The 18,519-nt window shown below is 48.9% G+C and carries 13 protein-coding genes and 3 tRNA genes; 8 read left to right on the top strand and 8 right to left on the bottom strand.

All coding sequences use genetic code 11. From position 1 onward, the window contains the following. Window positions 1–179: 179 nt before the first annotated feature. Window positions 180–914, bottom strand: a complete 735-nt coding sequence (locus METMI_RS25515) for a carbohydrate binding domain-containing protein (RefSeq protein WP_019866793.1) — start codon at window positions 912–914, stop codon at window positions 180–182. Between the two features lie 479 nt (window positions 915–1,393). Between METMI_RS25515 and METMI_RS0113350 the strand changes: the two genes are divergently transcribed. The 4 genes from METMI_RS0113350 (at window position 1,394) to METMI_RS0113335 (ending at window position 8,463) form a co-directional block, all read left to right on the top strand. Next, window positions 1,394–4,759: a tetratricopeptide repeat protein gene (locus METMI_RS0113350; protein ID WP_019866792.1), complete on the top strand. Its 3,366-nt coding sequence runs from the start codon at window positions 1,394–1,396 to the stop codon at window positions 4,757–4,759. A 23-nt stretch (window positions 4,760–4,782) separates the two neighbouring features. After that, window positions 4,783–5,253, top strand: a complete 471-nt coding sequence (locus tag METMI_RS0113345) for a hypothetical protein (RefSeq protein ID WP_019866791.1) — start codon at window positions 4,783–4,785, stop codon at window positions 5,251–5,253. A gap of 59 nt (window positions 5,254–5,312) precedes the next feature. Then, window positions 5,313–6,104 carry a hypothetical protein gene (locus METMI_RS0113340; RefSeq protein ID WP_019866790.1) on the top strand — a complete coding sequence of 264 codons (792 nt, stop codon included), beginning with the start codon at window positions 5,313–5,315 and terminating at the stop codon, window positions 6,102–6,104. A 109-nt stretch (window positions 6,105–6,213) separates the two neighbouring features. Further along, a complete protein-coding gene (locus METMI_RS0113335; protein ID WP_019866789.1) occupies window positions 6,214–8,463 on the top strand; it encodes a CHASE2 domain-containing protein in 2,250 nt (749 codons plus the stop codon). Between the two features lie 377 nt (window positions 8,464–8,840). Here the strand turns inward: METMI_RS0113335 and METMI_RS0113330 are convergent. The 5 genes from METMI_RS0113330 to cysS form a co-directional block, all read right to left on the bottom strand. Next, window positions 8,841–8,916 (bottom strand) — tRNA-His (locus METMI_RS0113330). Between the two features lie 34 nt (window positions 8,917–8,950). Beyond that, window positions 8,951–9,027, bottom strand: a tRNA-Arg gene (locus METMI_RS0113325). Window positions 9,028–9,032: 5 nt separating this feature from the next. Next, window positions 9,033–9,109, bottom strand: a tRNA-Pro gene (locus METMI_RS0113320). 366 nt (window positions 9,110–9,475) lie between these two features. Beyond that, window positions 9,476–10,105, bottom strand: coding sequence for a methenyltetrahydrofolate cyclohydrolase (fchA, locus tag METMI_RS0113315; protein WP_019866788.1), 630 nt, complete (start codon window positions 10,103–10,105; stop codon window positions 9,476–9,478). Window positions 10,106–10,161: 56 nt separating this feature from the next. Further along, window positions 10,162–11,535 (bottom strand): cysteine--tRNA ligase, encoded by a 1,374-nt coding sequence (gene cysS, locus METMI_RS0113310; protein WP_019866787.1) that lies wholly within the window; start codon window positions 11,533–11,535, stop codon window positions 10,162–10,164. Window positions 11,536–11,887: 352 nt separating this feature from the next. Between cysS and METMI_RS0113305 the strand changes: the two genes are divergently transcribed. The 4 genes from METMI_RS0113305 to METMI_RS0113290 all read left to right on the top strand — a co-directional run bounded on the left by METMI_RS0113305 (window position 11,888) and on the right by METMI_RS0113290 (window position 16,682). Further along, window positions 11,888–12,397 carry a peptidylprolyl isomerase gene (locus METMI_RS0113305; RefSeq protein WP_019866786.1) on the top strand — a complete coding sequence of 170 codons (510 nt, stop codon included), beginning with the start codon at window positions 11,888–11,890 and terminating at the stop codon, window positions 12,395–12,397. Between the two features lie 93 nt (window positions 12,398–12,490). Further along, window positions 12,491–13,216 carry a UDP-2,3-diacylglucosamine diphosphatase gene (gene lpxH, locus METMI_RS0113300; protein WP_019866785.1) on the top strand — a complete coding sequence of 242 codons (726 nt, stop codon included), beginning with the start codon at window positions 12,491–12,493 and terminating at the stop codon, window positions 13,214–13,216. 231 nt (window positions 13,217–13,447) lie between these two features. After that, window positions 13,448–15,301, top strand: coding sequence for a methanol/ethanol family PQQ-dependent dehydrogenase (locus METMI_RS0113295; protein WP_019866784.1), 1,854 nt, complete (start codon window positions 13,448–13,450; stop codon window positions 15,299–15,301). Window positions 15,302–15,665: 364 nt separating this feature from the next. Continuing rightward, window positions 15,666–16,682, top strand: coding sequence for an efflux RND transporter periplasmic adaptor subunit (locus tag METMI_RS0113290; protein WP_019866783.1), 1,017 nt, complete (start codon window positions 15,666–15,668; stop codon window positions 16,680–16,682). A gap of 2 nt (window positions 16,683–16,684) precedes the next feature. Here METMI_RS0113290 and METMI_RS0113285 read toward each other — a convergent pair whose 3' ends face one another. After that, a complete protein-coding gene (locus METMI_RS0113285) occupies window positions 16,685–17,134 on the bottom strand; it encodes a chromate resistance protein ChrB domain-containing protein (protein WP_019866782.1) in 450 nt (149 codons plus the stop codon). A 1-nt stretch (window position 17,135) separates the two neighbouring features. Then, window positions 17,136–18,518 (bottom strand): chromate efflux transporter, encoded by a 1,383-nt coding sequence (gene chrA, locus METMI_RS0113280; RefSeq protein ID WP_019866781.1) that lies wholly within the window; start codon window positions 18,516–18,518, stop codon window positions 17,136–17,138. Window position 18,519: the final 1 nt, after the last annotated feature.

Raw genomic sequence — 18,519 nt, 5'->3', positions numbered from 1 at the left:
TTCATGCCACTTCGAAACACAAAAATAAACGGCCAACATCCCCGACCCATAGCGGACTTTTTTCGGAAATCCGTCGAGAAAGCAGAAAAAAGGGGATACCACGAATAGCCGGTATCCCCTTGGGTGGAACGAGGCGTTTACCCCGTTCCGGTGTGGAATCAAAGTTAATAAAATATCAGTTAAGCACGACGGTTCTTCTGTTGTCTGCGGACAGCCAGAATGCCTAACAAACCGATACCTACCAGGGTATAGGCTTCAGGTTCTGGAAGCAGGATGCTTTCTTGGAGGGAAATGCTGTCCAAAAAGGCAAAAGGCGGCTGCCCGCTGGGTGTGCCTTTGGCGAAGAAGCTGAGAACTTCGCTTGCATTCGTTGCAGTGAATGTCAATGTCTGGAAATTCCAACCCACACTGCCATGATTGGGAGTGTTCATTAAGGTTGACAGATGGCTTTCGTTGCCCAATGCAACTTCCCACTGCTCGGTAGTGATACCGGAAAAGCTAGATTGCTGGCCTGACGCTTGCCAAAAAGAGACCTCATATTGCCGCCCCACAGTTAGGTTGTTGATTGTTTGCGTCAGGGGTACGCTGAAACCCCGATCACCATCCATCCCGACATAATTCCCTCCGTCCGGGCTTGCGCCGGGATTGACCCAGAATGTCAGCCCGCCCCCGAAGGAAGCCCCACAAAGACTCGTTGTGTCTCCGGTGACAATCAAACAATCGAGGGTGTTAGAACCAGCGCCTACGGCTGTCCAGTTTGGAATCGCTGTGGGGTTGTTGATGGAAAAACTGTTCGTAACCCCAGGAGTGTCAAAACCACCATTAATGACTAAATTAGCCGCTTGCACGGAACAAGCGAACAGAGATAGGGCAAGCCCTTTAAAACCAACAATTGCGATTTTACTGATATCCATAAACTTAAATAACCTATATGAGAAATTAAAGTGAGAAATCTATCACACATTTGCAAGTAATTTACTCACACATTGAAAAAAATTTTCCCATTGGTATCTCCCAAAAAAAATCATTAGCCAACCTAATTGTCATTGTTGGACTAACGTAAATTTCAAGCGTATTCGAGTTGGATGGGCATTGTTGAATCATTAGGCTGGATGTCCCGCTGTCAAAATATCAAAGGTTTTATCTGGGCGACGCGTCAAGCCAAGAAGAACATGAAAATGAGAAAGCAAAAACCTCGTGGTATTAGTGCCCTTAGCAGTTCATGGTTTTAAAAAAATGGATAGTTGGATTTACTTTATTCGCAAAAAATTTCTGGGCATCCATGGCCATAACCATTTTGTCCGCCTATTTCAAGGCAATATGCACATTTGCGGCAGGGCTGATAATACAATAGGATAGGCATCCTTATTGCTTCCACCTGTATGGAAAGGATATGCGTCATCTCATTTTTCTATTACTGGTTTTTTTTGCACGGCAGTGTTGGTCCGGCACGGATACCAGTAAAAGTTGCACGGGGCCATTTTCCGCCAAGCTGGTTTCTTTACAAGGCAAACTGTTCTTCGACCCCGACGGCAAAGGCCATTGGCAACCCGCACACCTTAATGAAAACTTTTGTGAAGGTAGCCGGGTACGGGTGGAACCTTATAGCCGCGCCTCATTATTGCTTCCAGACGGTATTGTTTTGCGCCTCGATGAAGGCACAGTCCTTACCCTAAACGGTATTGGCACTGACCAACCTACGTTGTTGGCATTGCTCAAAGGTTTTGTGCATTTCATTAGCCGGACCACCAAACGTCTTGAGATCAGCAGCCCCATTGCCAACGCCGGCCCGGAAGGCACTGAGTTTGCAATGGGCATTGACGGCAACAAAGCCTCATTATGGGTTTACGAAGGCGGCGTGAAATTTTTCAACCCTCAGGGTAGCGTCCACCTGCTACCAGGACAAGGCGCACAAGCCCAACTTGGGCGAGCGCCGCAAGCCCACATCACTATCAAACCCCAAGATGCCGTCAATTGGGCGCTTTATTACCCGCCAATATTGCCGTATCCCCTTGCCACCACAGCCATCGGTAACGATGTCCGCACCGCCATCCGGGATTACCGCCAAGGCCGTTGTGACGCGGCTTTATTAAGGCTGGACGCCTTGCCGCCAGCCCAACAGACGCCTTATTTTTTCAAAGTGCGGGCGGCGATACGGCTTAGCGTGGGGCGGGACCAGTTAGCCTTGCAAGATATTGACGCGGTGCTGGCGAACCGACCCAACGATGCCGAAGCGTTGGCCCTACAATCGGTATTGGCACTGACGCAAAACCGCAAAGAGGAAGCCTATGCCTTGGCAAACCGGGCGGTTGCGGCTGACCCTAACTCGGCAACCGCTTACTCCGCCTTATCTTATGCCGAACAGAGCCGTTTTGCCTTGGATAAAGCCCAAGAAGCGGCCAAGCAAGCAGTAAGGCTCGCCCCGGACGACGCGATGGTTTGGGCACGCCAAGCGGAACTTGAACTGGCCCAAGGGCTGGCTACGGAAAGCGCAAAAACCGCACAGCAGGCCTTAAGACTTGATGCCAGTTTGGAAAGGACACAAACAGTGATGGGCTTTGCCTATTTATTGCGTACTGACCTGGATGCGGCATTGCAAAGCTTCACCGAAGCCGTCCGGCTGGATTCCTCATCACCGTTGGCACGCTTGGGCTTGGGCTTAAGCAAAATCCGCAAAGGCGATTTGCCAGCAGGCCGCCAGGATTTGGAAATCACCGCCATCCTCGACCCAAGCAATTCCTTGATCCGTAGCTATCTGGGCAAAGCCTATTACGAAGAAAAACGTAACGCGCTCGCCGAAGACCAGTTTAATTTGGCAAAACTGCGTGACCCCAAAGACCCTACGCCGTATTTTTACGGTGCGATACAGAAGCAAACCACCAACCGCCCGGTTGAAGCCTTGCAGGATATGGAACAAGCCAAGGAACTGAACAATAACCGGGCGGTGTACCGGTCCAGCCTGTTGTTGGATAAAGATTTGGCGGCGAGAAGCGCCGCCCAAGGGCGAATTTATAATGACGTAGGTTTCCAACGGCTAGGTTTGCTGGAAGGCTGGAAGTCCGTGAATACCGACCCGACCAATTACTCGGCGCACCGGCTGTTAGCGGACAGTTATGCTTCCCAACCCCGCCATGAGATCGCCAGGGTCAGCGAATTGCTGCAATCCCAATTGCTGCAACCCCTGAATATCACGCCTATCCAACCCCAGTTAGGCCAGAGCAATATTTTGATCGTTGATGGCTTAGGCCCCTCATCCTTATCTTTTAATGAATATAACCCACTATTTGCCCGCAACCGCTATGCCCTACAGACCTCAGGCATTTATGGCGGCAACAATACCTGGGGTGAAGACGCCGTGCATTCAGGGCTTTGGAACCAGTTTTCGTATAGCCTAGGGCAGTTCCATTACGAAACCGATGGTTTTAGGCAAAACAACTTTGTTAAACAGAATATTTACAATGCCTTTATCCAAGGCAATGTCAGTGATTCGCTGAACCTACAAGCAGAATTTCGCTACGAAAAACGCAACAATGGGGATTTGTCGATTAATTTTGATCCTACTGCTTATTCAGCGGCGTTTAGGGAACATCAAAAAATTGCGTCTTATCGGATAGGCGGGCGTTATACCTTTTCTGAAAAGTCTGCTTTGCTTGGGTCTTTTATTTATCAAGACGCAACCCTTAGACAAACCGATATTTTGGATGATGAAGGTTTATCGCTTCTTAAAACCTTCGATGAAAACAGAAACGGAGGAATTGCAGAACTCCAACATGCTTATAGTACCCACGGATTTAATTTGATTACAGGGGCTGGTCATATCGAGCAAACTGTAGAGTCCAGTAGAAATGTCATATTCCTTGATTTTCCAGACCCATTACCCCCATTGCCTCCAGAAAGGCCGGATGTCAGTAGATCAAATATCTATAATTATTCAACAGTTAATCTTGCCCATAACCTAACTGCCACATTAGGTTTAAGTTACGACCATTTTGAAATATTAAAGGAGGTTAAACGCGATCCGATTAACCCTAAATTCGGTATTATTTGGAAACCATTAGCCTCGGCAACCTTCCGTGCGGCAGCTTTTCGAAACATGAACATCACCCGCACAGCAAATCAAAGCATAGAACCCACTCAAGTGGCTGGATTTAACCAATTATTTGATGACAACGACGGCACTATAGCTTGGCGTTATGGGACGGGGCTAGATTACCAATTCACAAAACTTATAACGGCGGGTCTGGAATACACCGAACGGGACTTAGATGTTCCCCGTAGCCGGGGAGTAACACTAGATTGGAAAGAGACACTAGGTAAAACATACCTTTATTACACACCGCATAATTGGCTTGCCGTCGGATTAGAATACTACTATGAACGATTTGACCGTCAGAGAAATAATTTTTCAGAATTAACTGACGATGATTATAAAACTATCAACCATTGGGTGCCTTTAACCCTTAATTTCATCCATCCCTCAGGTTTTAGCGTGATGATGAAAAATACTTACGTCAACCAATCAGGAAAGTTTATTAAAGACCCAACAACCATAACGCCAGGGCATGATGAATTTTTTATTGTGGATGTAAGCCTGAATTATCGCCTACCATCCCGACATGGCATGATTAGCCTAGGGGTAAAAAACCTGTTCGATAGCCGCTTCCATTATCAGGACATCAATTCCACACAGAGCAGAACCAATGAAAATTATTTTGCCCCGCAAACCACCTTATTTACCCGAATCAATCTAGCTTATTAATAACAATGCCCAAAGGGGGAAACATGAACATTATTGAAACTTTAAAAACATCCGTTAAATACCATGTAATTATTGAGTTGCTGCTTTTAGCCATTATCATTTTTTTATTAGCAAAACCTAACAAAGAAATAACGCTAGACACCAACGGTTTGGTCAAAAATAATCTGCTCAATATCAGCTTATTAGAAAACGGTACATTGGTTGCCTCCCATCCATTTGCCAATGAAACAACAACTATCACTAACGAAAACCAACTAAGCCAAACGGCCTTAAAACAATTGCATAATATTGTTATTGCAGTAACGGAAGATGGTATGGATCCAAAGCGTGTTGAAAGTGGAATTTTTGATAGCATTATTTCATCCGCCCATGCGACTCAACACAATATACCAGGTCATGTATATAGAAATATTACCTTCGATGGAGGAAACAATGTAACCTGCAGAAGATACGACAAAACACTCAACATGAAATATGTAGGAGCTTGCATGTAAAAAACCTAAAAATCTATTTTTCAGCACATTGATTGCCACACTTTTACTGGAGATAAAAAATGAACACTTTCGTCCGATTTTGGTTATTAGCGTTAACTGCCGCTATCAGCACCAGCCTTCTTGCAGCAGATTTACCCGTAACTGAACATAAAACCGCCATTGAAATTTCAATTGGTGGCAGCGGCATGGGATTTGATGCGAGTGCATACGATAAAATACGTAAGGTGATTGGCAGTGCGTTTGCTAATGAGGTGGTGGATACATTGACCGTTTACGGATATGGCAATCAAGGTGGCTTTTCTGTTTGTGCCGAAGGCAAAGTGGAAAATCCAGACACTAAAACAGCTAGGTTATTGCTAAAACGCCTGAAAACCATTCATCCCCAAGATGGCACGACCTATTCCGTACAGCGCGTAGACCATTGTTTTGCTTTAACGACTAACACCGATAAAACCCCAACTTTTCAGGTCTTTAAACCTAACAACAGCACGACTTGCAACATAAACAGCGGCATCCCGCTCACCACCATGCGCCAAGAGTTAGCTGCCATCAACATCTATTCCGCCAAAAAAGTTTTGCCTAATGGCATATTCCCCAATGGCTGTGGTTTTGACACCAATGAAAACAACATCTACGAAATCTCCGAAACTGACATCGGGCAGGCCCTTTCTTTAGGCTTTAACACCTTGTCTGAAATGGCTTTATTTGCTTTGGCATCTAGTGATTACTCTAAAATCAACAATATACCAGGGCATATTTATGTGAACATCACACTTAGAAGCCAAAATAACGTGGTGTGCAAAAGATATGACAAGACCCTCAATATGAAATATGTAGGTGCTTGCATCTAAAATCAGAAGCCAAAAATCCGATCCGTTACGATCCCGATTGGGTTGGTAAGCAGCAAATGTAGGATGGGCTGACGACAGGAAGCCCATCAATCCCAGCGGCAAATGCTGCGTGCCCCCTTCGCCCAGCACCTCCTACATTTTTAACCTTTTGACCATTAAACCCCATTTATTACGTGCCATCACCATTGCCACAATCACTGTATTCTTAGGTAATGGCATTGATTATTTGACTGGCCTGGAAACCACGCTAGGCTTGGACACCTTATTCCACATCCGGGGCACACGCCAACCGCCTCCCGAAGTTGTCGTCGTGGCAATGGATGAAGCTTCGGAAAATCGTTTAGGGGCGGGGCGGGATTTGACCAACTGGCGTGGTTTTCACGCCCAATTGATACAAAAATTGCAAACCCAGGGCGTGGCGCTCATTGTTTTTGACCTGCAATTTATCACTCCCCATGCGGACCAAGACCCGGCATTTGCGGCGGCGATGCGTTCAGCCGGTAACGTGTTGCTCACCGAATGTGTACAAAAACTACGGCACGGGGTTGAGGATTTTTACGGGCGTGATGAATGTTCGGAAACTAACCAAAAGCCTTTCGTCCAAAAGGAAGCAGGACAAGACATCCCGCTTTCTGAACAGCTCATCGCCATGCGCAAGGTTCCCCCCTCACCCATCCTAGCTAAAGCCGCCTTAGACCACGCCCCGTTTTCCCTGCCCAGTGATGCTGAAAATGAAACCATCCGCGAAGCCTGGACATTTCTTGACCCGCTGGCAGAAACCCCGGCTTTGCCCGTAGTGGCTTGGCTACACTACCTTCAACGTACGGGTGCGCTGCAAGGCATAAGCCAAGCCACCTCCCCTTTTTCTGCGTGGTTAACCGGACAACGACGGCAATGCGCTGGCCACTTGGCAAAAACCTTACCGGATCCAGCCAGTTTGGCAAGCCGCCTCAATGCCGTGATTTGCCAAGGGGAGACCCGCCACCTGGATTTTTATGGCCCGCCACAAACCATCAGGATGGAATCGTACAGTGACGTTTATGACGGGAAAGTGATGAATTTAAAAGGCAAGGTGGTGTTTGTAGGCAAAGCCAACCGCAAATTCTCGCCCGGCAAAATAGACTATTTCCCAACACCTTTCACGGACACCCACAGCGGCAAAATGGCAGGGGTAGAAATTTTGGCGACGCAATTCGCCAATTTACTGGAAGGCCGCTTTGTCGCTTCACCCTATCCCCCATCGCTTTTGCTGCTGATAGCCAGCTTAGTGCTTGGCGTGTCGCTGGCCCAGTTCGCGGGCTTTGTAGGGATACTCCTGAGCTTGGCCATCAGCGGCCTATACGCTGGTTTGGCCGTGTGGGTTTTTAACCGCCATGGCATGTGGCTACCTATTGCCGTACCGCTACTGGTCCAATTACCGTTATCGTGGCTGATTTCTTTAATCGGCTCGCGCCGTGATTTGATCAATGAAAGAAAACGGATACTTACCTTCGTCCGCCGGGTTTTCCCACAGTGGATACCCTTGGTCTCAACATCGCCAGGGGAATGGTATCCTGACCAAGGCACGGCACAAACGGCCACCACCCGACGGGATGTTTGCGGCATCTGCCTGGCCACCGACATTGCTGGTTATACAACCATTTCCTCGCAATACACGCCCCACCAAATGTGGGAATTGATGAACGCTTATTTTCAGGTGCTGGGGCAGCCAGTCAATGCGTATAAAGGCATCATCACTGATGTGGCCGGTGATGCGATGATGGCGGTTTGGTTTGATTCTCCCGTTGCCGAGCAACGGCTTGCCGCTTGCTTGACGGCCTTAGAGATGCAATTGGCGATAGACTTGTTTAACCAAGGTTCTAACCTTGGCAGCCTGCCAACCCGGATCGGCCTAAACGAAGGGGATATGACACTAGGCAGGTTGGATGCGGGTAAAGGTAGCCATTACAGCGTCATTGGCGACACCGTAAACACCGCCTCACGCATCCAAGGCGTAAACAAATATTTGGGGACGCGGATTTTAGCTTCCGCCACTGTTGCCGCCAACCTTACAAGTTTAACGTGCCGGCCAGTGGGTAATTTCCGCTTGGTTGGACGGGAAGAGCCCATGGAATTGGTTGAGATTGTCGGCAAAGCAACGCCGGCCATTGCCGCCAAGTCCCCCATGTATAAACAATTTGCTTTGGGGTTAAGCTTATTCCAAAACAGCCAATGGCCAGAAGCGTCAACCTGCTTCCAAGCGGTGCTTGATCAATATGGGCACGATGGCCCGACCCGGTTTTATTTGGATAAGGCATTGGCTTACCAAGAAAATCCGCCATCCTATTGGGATGGGGTGGTTACCCTGGATGCTAAATAGGATAGCGGGTCAAATCCTTGGATTAATTGGGCTGGACGGAGTGCAAACCTAGGTTTGTACTCCAAAACACAATTTTGACCGCCCCCTAAAATCGTTATAGGCACTGACAACATTACGGAACGGGTTGCAACCCCGTTCAGGCTCGGAAGCACAGGCAATAGACTGTCATGGATTCGCGTTCCACGATTTAAAACGCAAAGGGATAAGCGATACGGTTGGCGATAAAATGGAAGCATCAGGTCACCGGACGGTATCCATGATGAAGACATACGATGTTAAACCGGCAAAGGTAAAATCGACCCAAAGCGGGTATATCTAGGATTGTATACAGAAGGCGTTAAGCAATGCTAGTTAGCATGTTAACTGATTGATAATATTGGGGTGAACGACGGGGCTCGAACCCGCGACAACAGGAATCACAATCCTGCACTCTACCAACTGAGCTACGCTCACCATAAATGTTGGGAAACTATGGGGATACAAGAAATGGCGCGCTTGGCAGGACTCGAACCTGCGACCCCCAGCTTAGAAGGCTGGTGCTCTATCCGGTTGAGCTACAAGCGCAAAAATGGTCGGGGTGGAGGGACTCGAACCCCCGACATTCTGCTCCCAAAGCAGACGCGCTACCAGACTGCGCTACACCCCGACAATCTTCTTTAATGGCTTGTAAACTTTATAACCACCCTTGAAGAGCTGCATATGATAATCATAAACCCTGTTGCCGTCAATCTATTTTTCATAAATTAATCATAATTTGTAATTTACCCGATTTCAATTTAACTTCCCTAAGCCTATATCCCTGTTATTAGGCGCGTGTTTTAACAGTCAGAAATGCCTCGCGATTTGCTCAGGTTAATCTTTATTTGTGGCATTTCTCTTATTTGGAAAAGAAAATAAGGCTTCTCTTCCAGGAACAATAAGAACTAGAGGAGAGGATCTTTCAAAACACGCGCCAAGCATTGGCAGATAGCTGCGATGCCTTTAAGTTTAACGGGCATCATTGCCTGAAATATCATAACTTGGCTTTAACTTGTTGAAAAATGGCTTCAACATTTACGTCAGCACCCTTTATGATAGTTTCCAGTTCAGCCACCTTGGCACTGGCATAATCCAAATCCTTCAAACAACCCGTATTGATGTAAACATTCAAGGCCGCACTTTTTAATCCGCTATAGGCGGCCAATACTGCCGCCCCGGCATCACTGACAACACCAAGATTACCCTTATCAACGGCCATTTGGCTCAACTCCATGACTTCCCTGCAAGCACGGGCACAAGCTAGCGGAACTTCCGTGGCATCTTTTAAGACGGCCTGGATCGCCACACTCCGTGTGGTTTTTTCGGCATCAGACCCTTTAGGTAGATGATAAGTCGCCATCAGACGGTTAAAAACATCGACATCGGCCTTAACCAGTGACGTGAGTTCCGTACGTAACGCTTCCGCTTTATCCAGCAGCGCATGCATTTGATCTTCAACTTCGGCATATTGGGGCTTGCCTATCGTTAGGTTGCAAACCATGCTAATTAAAGCCGCACCTTGCGCGCCCATCAGTGCCGATACGCTACCGCCCCCAGGCGTTGCTGATTTGCTGGCCAATTCGTCAAGGAACACCTGGATTGATTTATCTTTTATGTCACTCATGGTATGTCTGCTTCGATAAGTAAAGTGGTTGATTGCCAGTTTGCAAACTAAACGCGCTAGGCTTCACGCCGCCAAGTGGTTGTGCCATTTGGCGAGTCTTCCAGGATAATGCCCTGCCCTTTTAGGTCGTCACGGATTTGGTCAGCCAAAGCCCAGTCCTTGGCCTTTTTGGCATCAATGCGGGCTTGGATTTGTTGCCCGATGGACTCATCGGCATCGCCTTGCAAGAAATTATCCGAATCGTTTTGCAATATGCCTAGCAAACCGCCTAAGAACCTAAGCGTCGCCGCATATTCCGAACATTTCTCCAGTTCGGCGGCTTGTTTGGCGATATTCAGCTCCCGCGCCAAGTCAAACAATACCGACAATGCCACAGGCGTGTTGAAATCATCGTCCATCGCCTGTTCAAAACGGCTAACGAATTCTGCGCTAATTGCCGCACCGCCCGCTGCCAAGCCACGCAAAGCGGTGTATAACCGTGTCAAAGCAACCCCTGCTTCATCCAATTGTTCATCGGAATAATTCAGCGGGCTGCGGTAATGGCTTAATAAGATGAAAAACCGGATAATCTCTGGCCTGTAGGCTTTCAGCACTTCGCGCACGGTGAAGAAATTCCCTAGGGACTTGGACATTTTTTCTTCATTGACGCGGACAAAACCGTTGTGCATCCAGACATTGACAAACTTTTCGCCCGTCGCCCCTTCGGATTGGGCGATTTCGTTTTCGTGGTGCGGGAACTGCAAATCCATGCCGCCGCCATGGATGTCGAAGTGGTTGCCCAGGCAGCAAGTGGACATTGCCGAACACTCGATATGCCAACCGGGGCGGCCTAAACCCCAAGGCGATTGCCACGCAGGTTCGTCTGGTTTCGCCATTTTCCACAGCACAAAATCCAGCGGGTCATGTTTCGCATGGTCAATATCAACCCGTTCCCCCGCTTGCAAGTCATCCAAGTTTTTACCAGATAATTGCCCGTAGTTTTCAAACTTGCCCACAGAATAAAACACATCGCCGTTACCGCCCACATACGCCAAGCCATTGCCGATCAGAGCTTCGATCATGGCAATAATGTCAGGGATGGATTGCGTGGCTTTCGGTTCGATGTCCGGCGGCAACACCGACAAGGCGCGTTCGTCTTCGTGCATCGCGGCTATGAAGCGTTCGGTTAAGGCCGTAAACTCTTCGCCGTTATCATGGGCGCGTTGGATGATTTTATCGTCTATATCGGTGATGTTGCGCACATACGTCAACTGATAACCGGCATGGCGCAAGTAACGCGCGACGGTGTCAAACACCACCATGACACGGGCGTGGCCGATATGGCAATAATCATAAACCGTCATGCCGCAGACATACATGCCGGCTTTACCTGCCACGCGCGGTTGGAACGGTTCTTTTTTACGGGTCAGGGTGTTATAAATTTTCAGCATACCGAGTCAGGCGAAGTTGTGTATTAATTGTTTCATAAGTGCTTGCACTGGAAATGGCCCGTGTCCGCTAATTTTTTCGGCAAGCACTTATGAAGCAATTAATACCTTATTGAAGGGGTATTACAATCCCATAAGTTTTTCCAACAGCACAATGAGAAGGATACTGTGCAAAAACTTATGGGATTGTAATACCAACAAATCTGTACAATCTACCAAGCGTGCACTTCTCTTTCAAGATAAAAACACATAAACTTATGCGTTTCCACTAATTCAAGGAAAAATAATGCGTCCACTGATGCTTGCCCTACTGTTTTCATTAACAACAACCCTCTCTTTCGCAAAGGAAAATACCATGTCAGAACCTTCAAAAGTTAAACTGACGACATCATTAGGTGTCATCACCATTCAGCTTAACCCAGAAAAAGCCCCCATTTCAGCCGCCAATTTTTTGACGTATGTTAAAGAAGGCTTTTACGACGGCACGATTTTCCATCGGGTGATCCCTGATTTCATGGCGCAAGGCGGCGGTTTTGATACGTCTTTCACGCAAAAAGCCGTGCACGCACCGATCAAAAATGAAGCCAACAACGGCTTGGCGAACAAACGCGGCACGATTGCGATGGCGCGCACCAATGTCCCCGATTCCGCCACCGGACAATTCTTCATCAACCTGAAAGACAATACTTTTTTGAACCACACCAGCCCGACACCTAGCGGTTGGGGCTATGCGGTTTTCGGCGAAGTGATTGAAGGCATGGACGTGGTTGACGCCATGGCAAAAGCGCCAACAGGTAACCGTGGCGGCCATCAGGATGTCCCCAAAACGGATATTGTCGTCGAAAAGGCGGAAGTGGTTGAGTAATAAAAACGTGTTGTAGCTATTTTTTGGGGAGTACAAAAACCTGTTTCTGTACTCCCCTGCTTCATAAAAGCCACTATCAACAGGAACTCACCCATGCCCAAAGACATCCTGTTCATCTCCGATCTGCACCTTTCGCTAGACAAACCCGAAATTACCCGCCGTTTTTTGGATTTTCTCAGAAACCGCGCGCCCCAAGCTTCCGCCCTCTACATTTTAGGGGATTTGTTCGACGCGTGGATAGGCGACGATGATTACACCCCACCAAACCGCGTGATCCGCCAACAGCTCAAACAGTTGGCCAATACAGGCACGCAAGTCTACTTGCAACCCGGCAACCGTGATTTTTTGCTGGGCAAACGTTTTTGCCAAGAAACAGGCGTGACCCTCTTGGATGATTACGCGGTGGTTGATTTGTTCGGCACACCGACCCTATTGACGCACGGTGATTTGCTTTGCACGGATGATTTGCCTTATCAGGCGTTCCGCAATAAATCCCGCACCCCTGAATGGCAAAACAATGTCCTGTCCAAGCCATTGCTGATCCGCTTACTGGCCGCACGCTGGTACCGCCTGCGGAGCTTTTTCCATAAACGCAATAAAAGCCAGGAGATCATGGATGTCAACCAAGGCACCGTCATCAATGCCATGCGCGGACACGGCTGTTTTCGCCTGATACACGGCCACACCCACCGTCCGGCCATCCACAATTTTGAGCTCGACGGCAAAACCGCACAACGTTTTGTGCTTGCCGCCTGGCATAAGCAAGCGGGCGATGTCTTGTGCTGGAACCAAGGCGCTTGTCGTAGCGAAGTTATTTAGGAAACAATAGGCTAAGCAGGCCTTAAGAAGCCTCCCAACTGCCATAAAAGACAACTAAACAATGTCCCTTCCATTAATAGTTGACTTTTGACCCAAAATCATTAAATCTAGGCACTTGGCGTGATAATTTCCTGTATACGAGGAAACAAAATAATTCACCCAAAAACTAATATTAGTCTAAAAAAACTATCACTATTTTGTTTCACGACAAAATATCAGGAGAAATAAATTATGATGAAGCCTTTAAAAAGCTTGCTACTTGCTTCTAGCGTAGCTGCTTTATTAGCCGCACCAGCGATTTCAACTGCTAACAGCGGTGTTGAACAACTGACCAAAAACCCAGCAAACTGGGCGACTTGGGGCGGTAACTATGCCGGTACGCGTTATAGCGAACTGAGCGATATCAACACCAGCAACGTAAAAAACCTGCAACCAGCATGGTCTTTCTCCACAGGCGTTTTACGTGGTCATGAAGGCGGCCCATTGGTTGTTGACGATGTGCTTTATATCCATACCCCTTTCCCTAACACCGTTTACGCGATTGACCAAAAAACCCAATCAGTCATCTGGGAATTCACCCCAACCCAAGATGCTGACGTCACTATCCCTGTGATGTGCTGCGACACTGTCAACCGTGGTTTGGCTTACGGCGACGGCAAAATCTTCCTGCAACAATCCAACACTGTTTTAACTGCACTGGACGCTAAAACCGGCAAACGCGTTTGGAGTGTCCAAAACGGCGACCCAAAATTGGGTATGACCAACACTAACGCCCCTCTGGTTGTTAAAGACAAAGTCCTGACCGGTATCTCCGGCGGTGAATTCGGTGTCCGTGGTTTCTTGGCTGCATACGACATCAACACTGGCAAATTGGCATGGAAAGGCTACAGCATCGGCCCAGATAAGGAGATGTTGATTGACCCTAAGAAAACAACTACTTGGAAAGATGGCAAAGTGGTTCCTGTTGGCGCGGATTCAAGTATCAGCACTTGGGAAGGCGACCAATGGAAAATCGGTGGCGGCACCACTTGGGGCTGGACTAGCTATGACCCAAAATTGAACTTGGTCTATTACGGTTCAGGCAACCCTTCAACTTGGAATCCAGTACAACGTCCAGGCGACAACAAATGGTCCATGTCATTATGGGCCCGTGACGCTGACACAGGAGCCGTGAAATGGGTTTACCAAATGACCCCGCACGACGAATGGGACTATGACGGCATCAACGAAACAGTCTTGGTTGACCAAGAAGTGAAAGGCAAAATGCACAAAACTATCGTGCATTTTGACCGTAACGGCTTCGGCTACACCTTGGACCGTGAAACTGGCGAATTGTTGGTTGCAGAAAAATTCGACAAATCTGTCAACTGGGCAACCCACGTCGATATGAACTCTGGCCGTCCACAAGTCGTATCAAAATACAGTACCGAACAAAACGGTGAAGACGTCAACACAACTGGCGCTTGCCCTGCTGCGTTAGGTTCTAAAAACCAACAACCTGTTTCTTATTCCCCACAAACTGGCTTGTTCTACATCTCAGGCAACCACCTGTGTATGGACTACGAACCATTTGAAGTGGCTTACACTGCGGGACAACCCTACGTTGGCGCCACGTTGACCATGATGCCCGCCGGTGCCGATGTATTGACAGGCAAACCAGATGGCACAACCAACTTAGGCCAATTCACTGCGTATGACGCTAAAACTGGCAAAATCGTTTGGTCAAATAAAGAACAGTTCTCTGTTTGGTCAGGTTCAGTAGCCACTGCTGGCGGCGTCGTTTTCTACGGCACCTTGGAAGGTTACTTGAAAGCGGTTGATGCAAAAACCGGTAAAGAATTGTACAAATTCAAAACCCCATCAGGCATCATCGGCAACGTCAACACTTGGAGCTATAACGGCAAACAATATGTTGGCGTATTGTCAGGGATCGGCGGCTGGGCGGGCATCGGTATCGCCGCCGGCTTAGATGACGGTACTGACAAATCTGGCTCAGAAGGTTTGGGCGCTGTCGGTGCATATAGAAGCTTAAGCTCTTACACCAAATTGGGTGGTACATTGACTGTATTCGCACTGCCCAACTAAAATCAAACCAATTAATTAGTTTGATTTGGAAAGCCCTGGCTGAGATTCAGCCAGGGCTTTTTCTATTCAGCCTACCGCATGCCAAATGCTTCTTAACAACCCACGCAGACAAAAGCGACTATACTTTGTCCGCTTTGCTCCCATGGTTTTTAAATTTCAAAACCCAGACGGCACTTAAAGTAAAGGCCATGTTTGAAGTTGCCTAAGCCCTTAGGGCGTACCCCACTTCGTGATCCGCAAAGCAAGCTACGCAGCCTAACAATTCAGGCGGCCCATACCAGGGTGACAGGGCAACCCGCACAGTCACACGGTAACCACCACCGAAACCACAGTCCACCACAAAAAAATCATACCGGAAACCAAGATGCACTTACGTTTCATCTGTTGCCTACTATTGGGCTTGCCTTGCATCAACTCACTGGCGGCGGCTGATGACGATGACACGGCAAAATTAACTAGCAAAGTCCAATCCGTCAATGGCCTGGCTGTCATCAAACTGGACGGGGAAGCCCAACGGCAGACGGGCTTGGCGGTCACCGTGCTCAAACCTGCCCGGCATCACTCCGAATTCCTAGCTTACGGCAAAGCCATTAGCATACAGCCCTTGCTGGACTTGCATCACCGTTACTTGGCGGCACTCACCGAACGCAACCGCGCGGCCGCCAAGTTCAAACAAGCCGAGCAAGCCATCCAACGCCAACAAGACTTATACCAGCATGGTGTCACCGCCAAACGCAACCTTCAAGACCAACAGGCGCAATGGCAAACTGACAAAGCGTTACTCGATGCCACCCAATACCAAGACCAGGCCATCATCGACGAAACTTTGCTTAGCTGGGGAAAAACCCTGTCCGACTGGGCATTGACACCCCACGCCGGAAAACTAACGGCATTTTTGGCTGGCGAGCAAACGTTGCTGCAAGTCACCGTCCCTAGCCACCACAAACCCATCGAAAACTTGCACACAATCGCTGTCAACGTTTCCGGGGAGCGCAGCGCAGCGCAAACGGCTGAATTTATTTCAACCGCGCCGCAAACTGACAGCAGCAACCAAGGCATCAGCTATTTTTTCCAAACCAGCGGCAAAACCATCAAAACGGGCATGAGCGTCAGCGCGTGGTTGCCGGAACAAGGCCAGCAACACGACGGCGTCATCATCCCCGCTTCGGCCGTATGCTGGGCTGCCGACCAAGCCTATGTCTACCTAAAAACCGATGATGGCACCTTCAGCCGGCGCGCCATCAGCCAGTACACCGCCACCGCCAACGGCTATTTCCTCAGCGGCATCCTAAAACCCGGCGACACCATCGTCACCACAGGGGCGCAAATGCTCTTATCCGAAGAATTACGCGGACAAATCCCCAACGAAGACAACGATTAGCTTTACTGCGGCGGCCAGTTATGCGTCTCCGTCTGGCAATGCCGGCACCATGCATACAGCGCGTCATACATGACCATCCCGTGCCCTAGCAAAGCATGGTCATCGGCAAAGGTTTGCGACAAACCCAATGAAATCGCATACAAACCCGCCGATTGCGGTGCCAACTCCAGCCGCGAAGTATCCGCGCCACGCACGATAACGGCAAGCTGTTGCAATGCCGGATCGTCCAACCGATATTTCTGCAAAAACGCGTCAAAACTGCACGACCCGCCGACATGCGACAATTCCACATCAGGAATATCGTAAGGAATGGCCCCCACCTCCCCAGCAATCCGCAAAACATCAGCCGAAGGCACATACAGAAACTCCGCTTCGCTATCTATAAAACGGGCCACCAACCACGGACAAGCAATGCGGTCAATTTTCGGACGTTCACGGGTAATCCACTTCATCTTAAACTCCTAGCACAACCACCAACCATGGCTTTAAAAAAGTAAAGGCCAAACCAACTACACCAGCCGTGGCAATCACCGGAATAACGCCAATTTTGTAACGCAACAAAGCCAACAAAGCCAACGCGGACAACAGGGCGGAAAAACCGTCAAAAACACCTGCCCAACCCTGGGGCCAAAAGGTGTGCCAAGCAAAAAACAACGCCAAGTTTAAAATAACGCCGACCACCGCCGCCGTGATGGCTACCAAAGGCGCGGTGAACTTTAGATTGCCGTGCGTCGATTCAATTATCGGCCCGCCCGCCAGCACCAATAAAAATCCTGGCAAAAACGTGAAATACGTCACCACAATCGCCGCCACAGTCCCTGCCAAAAACAAGGCGTCCGCACCCAATAAAGCTTGCGTCCAACCCGCGACAAAACCAACGAAGGTCACCACCATAATCAAGGGCCCGGGGGTCGTTTCCCCTAAGGCCAAACCGTCAATCATCTGTTGCGGAAGCAACCAGTGATAATGCTCAACCGCCCCTTGATAAACATAAGGCAACACGGCATACGCCCCGCCAAACGTCATCAAGGCGGCTTTAGTAAAAAACCAGCCCATCTGCGTCAGCGCGTTGTCCCAACCGTATTGCATCGCCAGCCACGCCATAGGCAACAACCACAACAAGCCACCGGCAATCCCCAAAATAACCAACCGCGGCCACCGGAATCCGGTGTGCGCCAACCTGGGCGTGTCGTCGTCAATCAAAGCCGGGCCGTAGGATTTATTGGCCTTACCGTGCCCGCCACCCGTTTTAAACCTTTCCGGTGCAACCCGCCCGCCCACATAGCCCATCATCGCCGCCGTGGCGACAATCGCCGGAAACGGGATGTCAAACGCGAAAATCGCCACAAAAGACAAACCGGCCAAGACCCACAGCAGCCAATTTTTCAAGGCCCTGGAACCGATACGGTGCGCCGCCTGCAAGACAATGGCCGTCACGGCGGGTTTAATGCCGTAAAACACACCTGCCACCCACGGCACATCGCCAAACGCGATATAAAACCAAGACAGCAATATCAGGATAAACAAAGACGGCAACACAAACAGCAAACCCGCGACAATGCCGCCCCAAGTTTTGTGCATCAACCAACCGATATAAATCGCCAGTTGCTGGGCTTCCGGGCCAGGCAACAACATACAAAAATTCAACGCATGCAAAAACCGCTGCTCGGAAATCCACCGGCGGTTTTCCACCAATTCTTGGTGCATGATCGCAATTTGTCCGGCGGGGCCGCCAAAACTAATGAAGCCCATTTTTAACCAAAACCCAAAAGCCGTCCCAAACGGCACGGCGGCAGGTCTGGCCAAACCCTGTGCCGTATTCGTTTTATCTGTCATT

The organism is Methylovulum miyakonense HT12 (assembly GCF_000384075.1).
In the GTDB taxonomy this organism is placed as follows: Bacteria; Pseudomonadota; Gammaproteobacteria; order Methylococcales; family Methylomonadaceae; genus Methylovulum; species Methylovulum miyakonense.
This window is presented reverse-complemented; position numbering and strand designations above follow the sequence as displayed.

Coding starts and splice junctions, on each gene's coding strand:
- METMI_RS25515 (WP_019866793.1), bottom strand. CDS start 914: ATGGATATCAGTAAAATCGCAATTGTTGGTTTTAAAGGGCTTGCCCTA.
- METMI_RS0113350 (WP_019866792.1), top strand. CDS start 1,394: ATGCGTCATCTCATTTTTCTATTACTGGTTTTTTTTGCACGGCAGTGT.
- METMI_RS0113345 (WP_019866791.1), top strand. CDS start 4,783: ATGAACATTATTGAAACTTTAAAAACATCCGTTAAATACCATGTAATT.
- METMI_RS0113340 (WP_019866790.1), top strand. CDS start 5,313: ATGAACACTTTCGTCCGATTTTGGTTATTAGCGTTAACTGCCGCTATC.
- fchA (WP_019866788.1), bottom strand. CDS start 10,105: ATGAGTGACATAAAAGATAAATCAATCCAGGTGTTCCTTGACGAATTG.
- cysS (WP_019866787.1), bottom strand. CDS start 11,535: ATGCTGAAAATTTATAACACCCTGACCCGTAAAAAAGAACCGTTCCAA.
- METMI_RS0113305 (WP_019866786.1), top strand. CDS start 11,888: ATGTCAGAACCTTCAAAAGTTAAACTGACGACATCATTAGGTGTCATC.
- lpxH (WP_019866785.1), top strand. CDS start 12,491: ATGCCCAAAGACATCCTGTTCATCTCCGATCTGCACCTTTCGCTAGAC.
- METMI_RS0113295 (WP_019866784.1), top strand. CDS start 13,448: ATGATGAAGCCTTTAAAAAGCTTGCTACTTGCTTCTAGCGTAGCTGCT.
- METMI_RS0113290 (WP_019866783.1), top strand. CDS start 15,666: ATGCACTTACGTTTCATCTGTTGCCTACTATTGGGCTTGCCTTGCATC.
- METMI_RS0113285 (WP_019866782.1), bottom strand. CDS start 17,134: ATGAAGTGGATTACCCGTGAACGTCCGAAAATTGACCGCATTGCTTGT.
- chrA (WP_019866781.1), bottom strand. CDS start 18,518: ATGACAGATAAAACGAATACGGCACAGGGTTTGGCCAGACCTGCCGCC.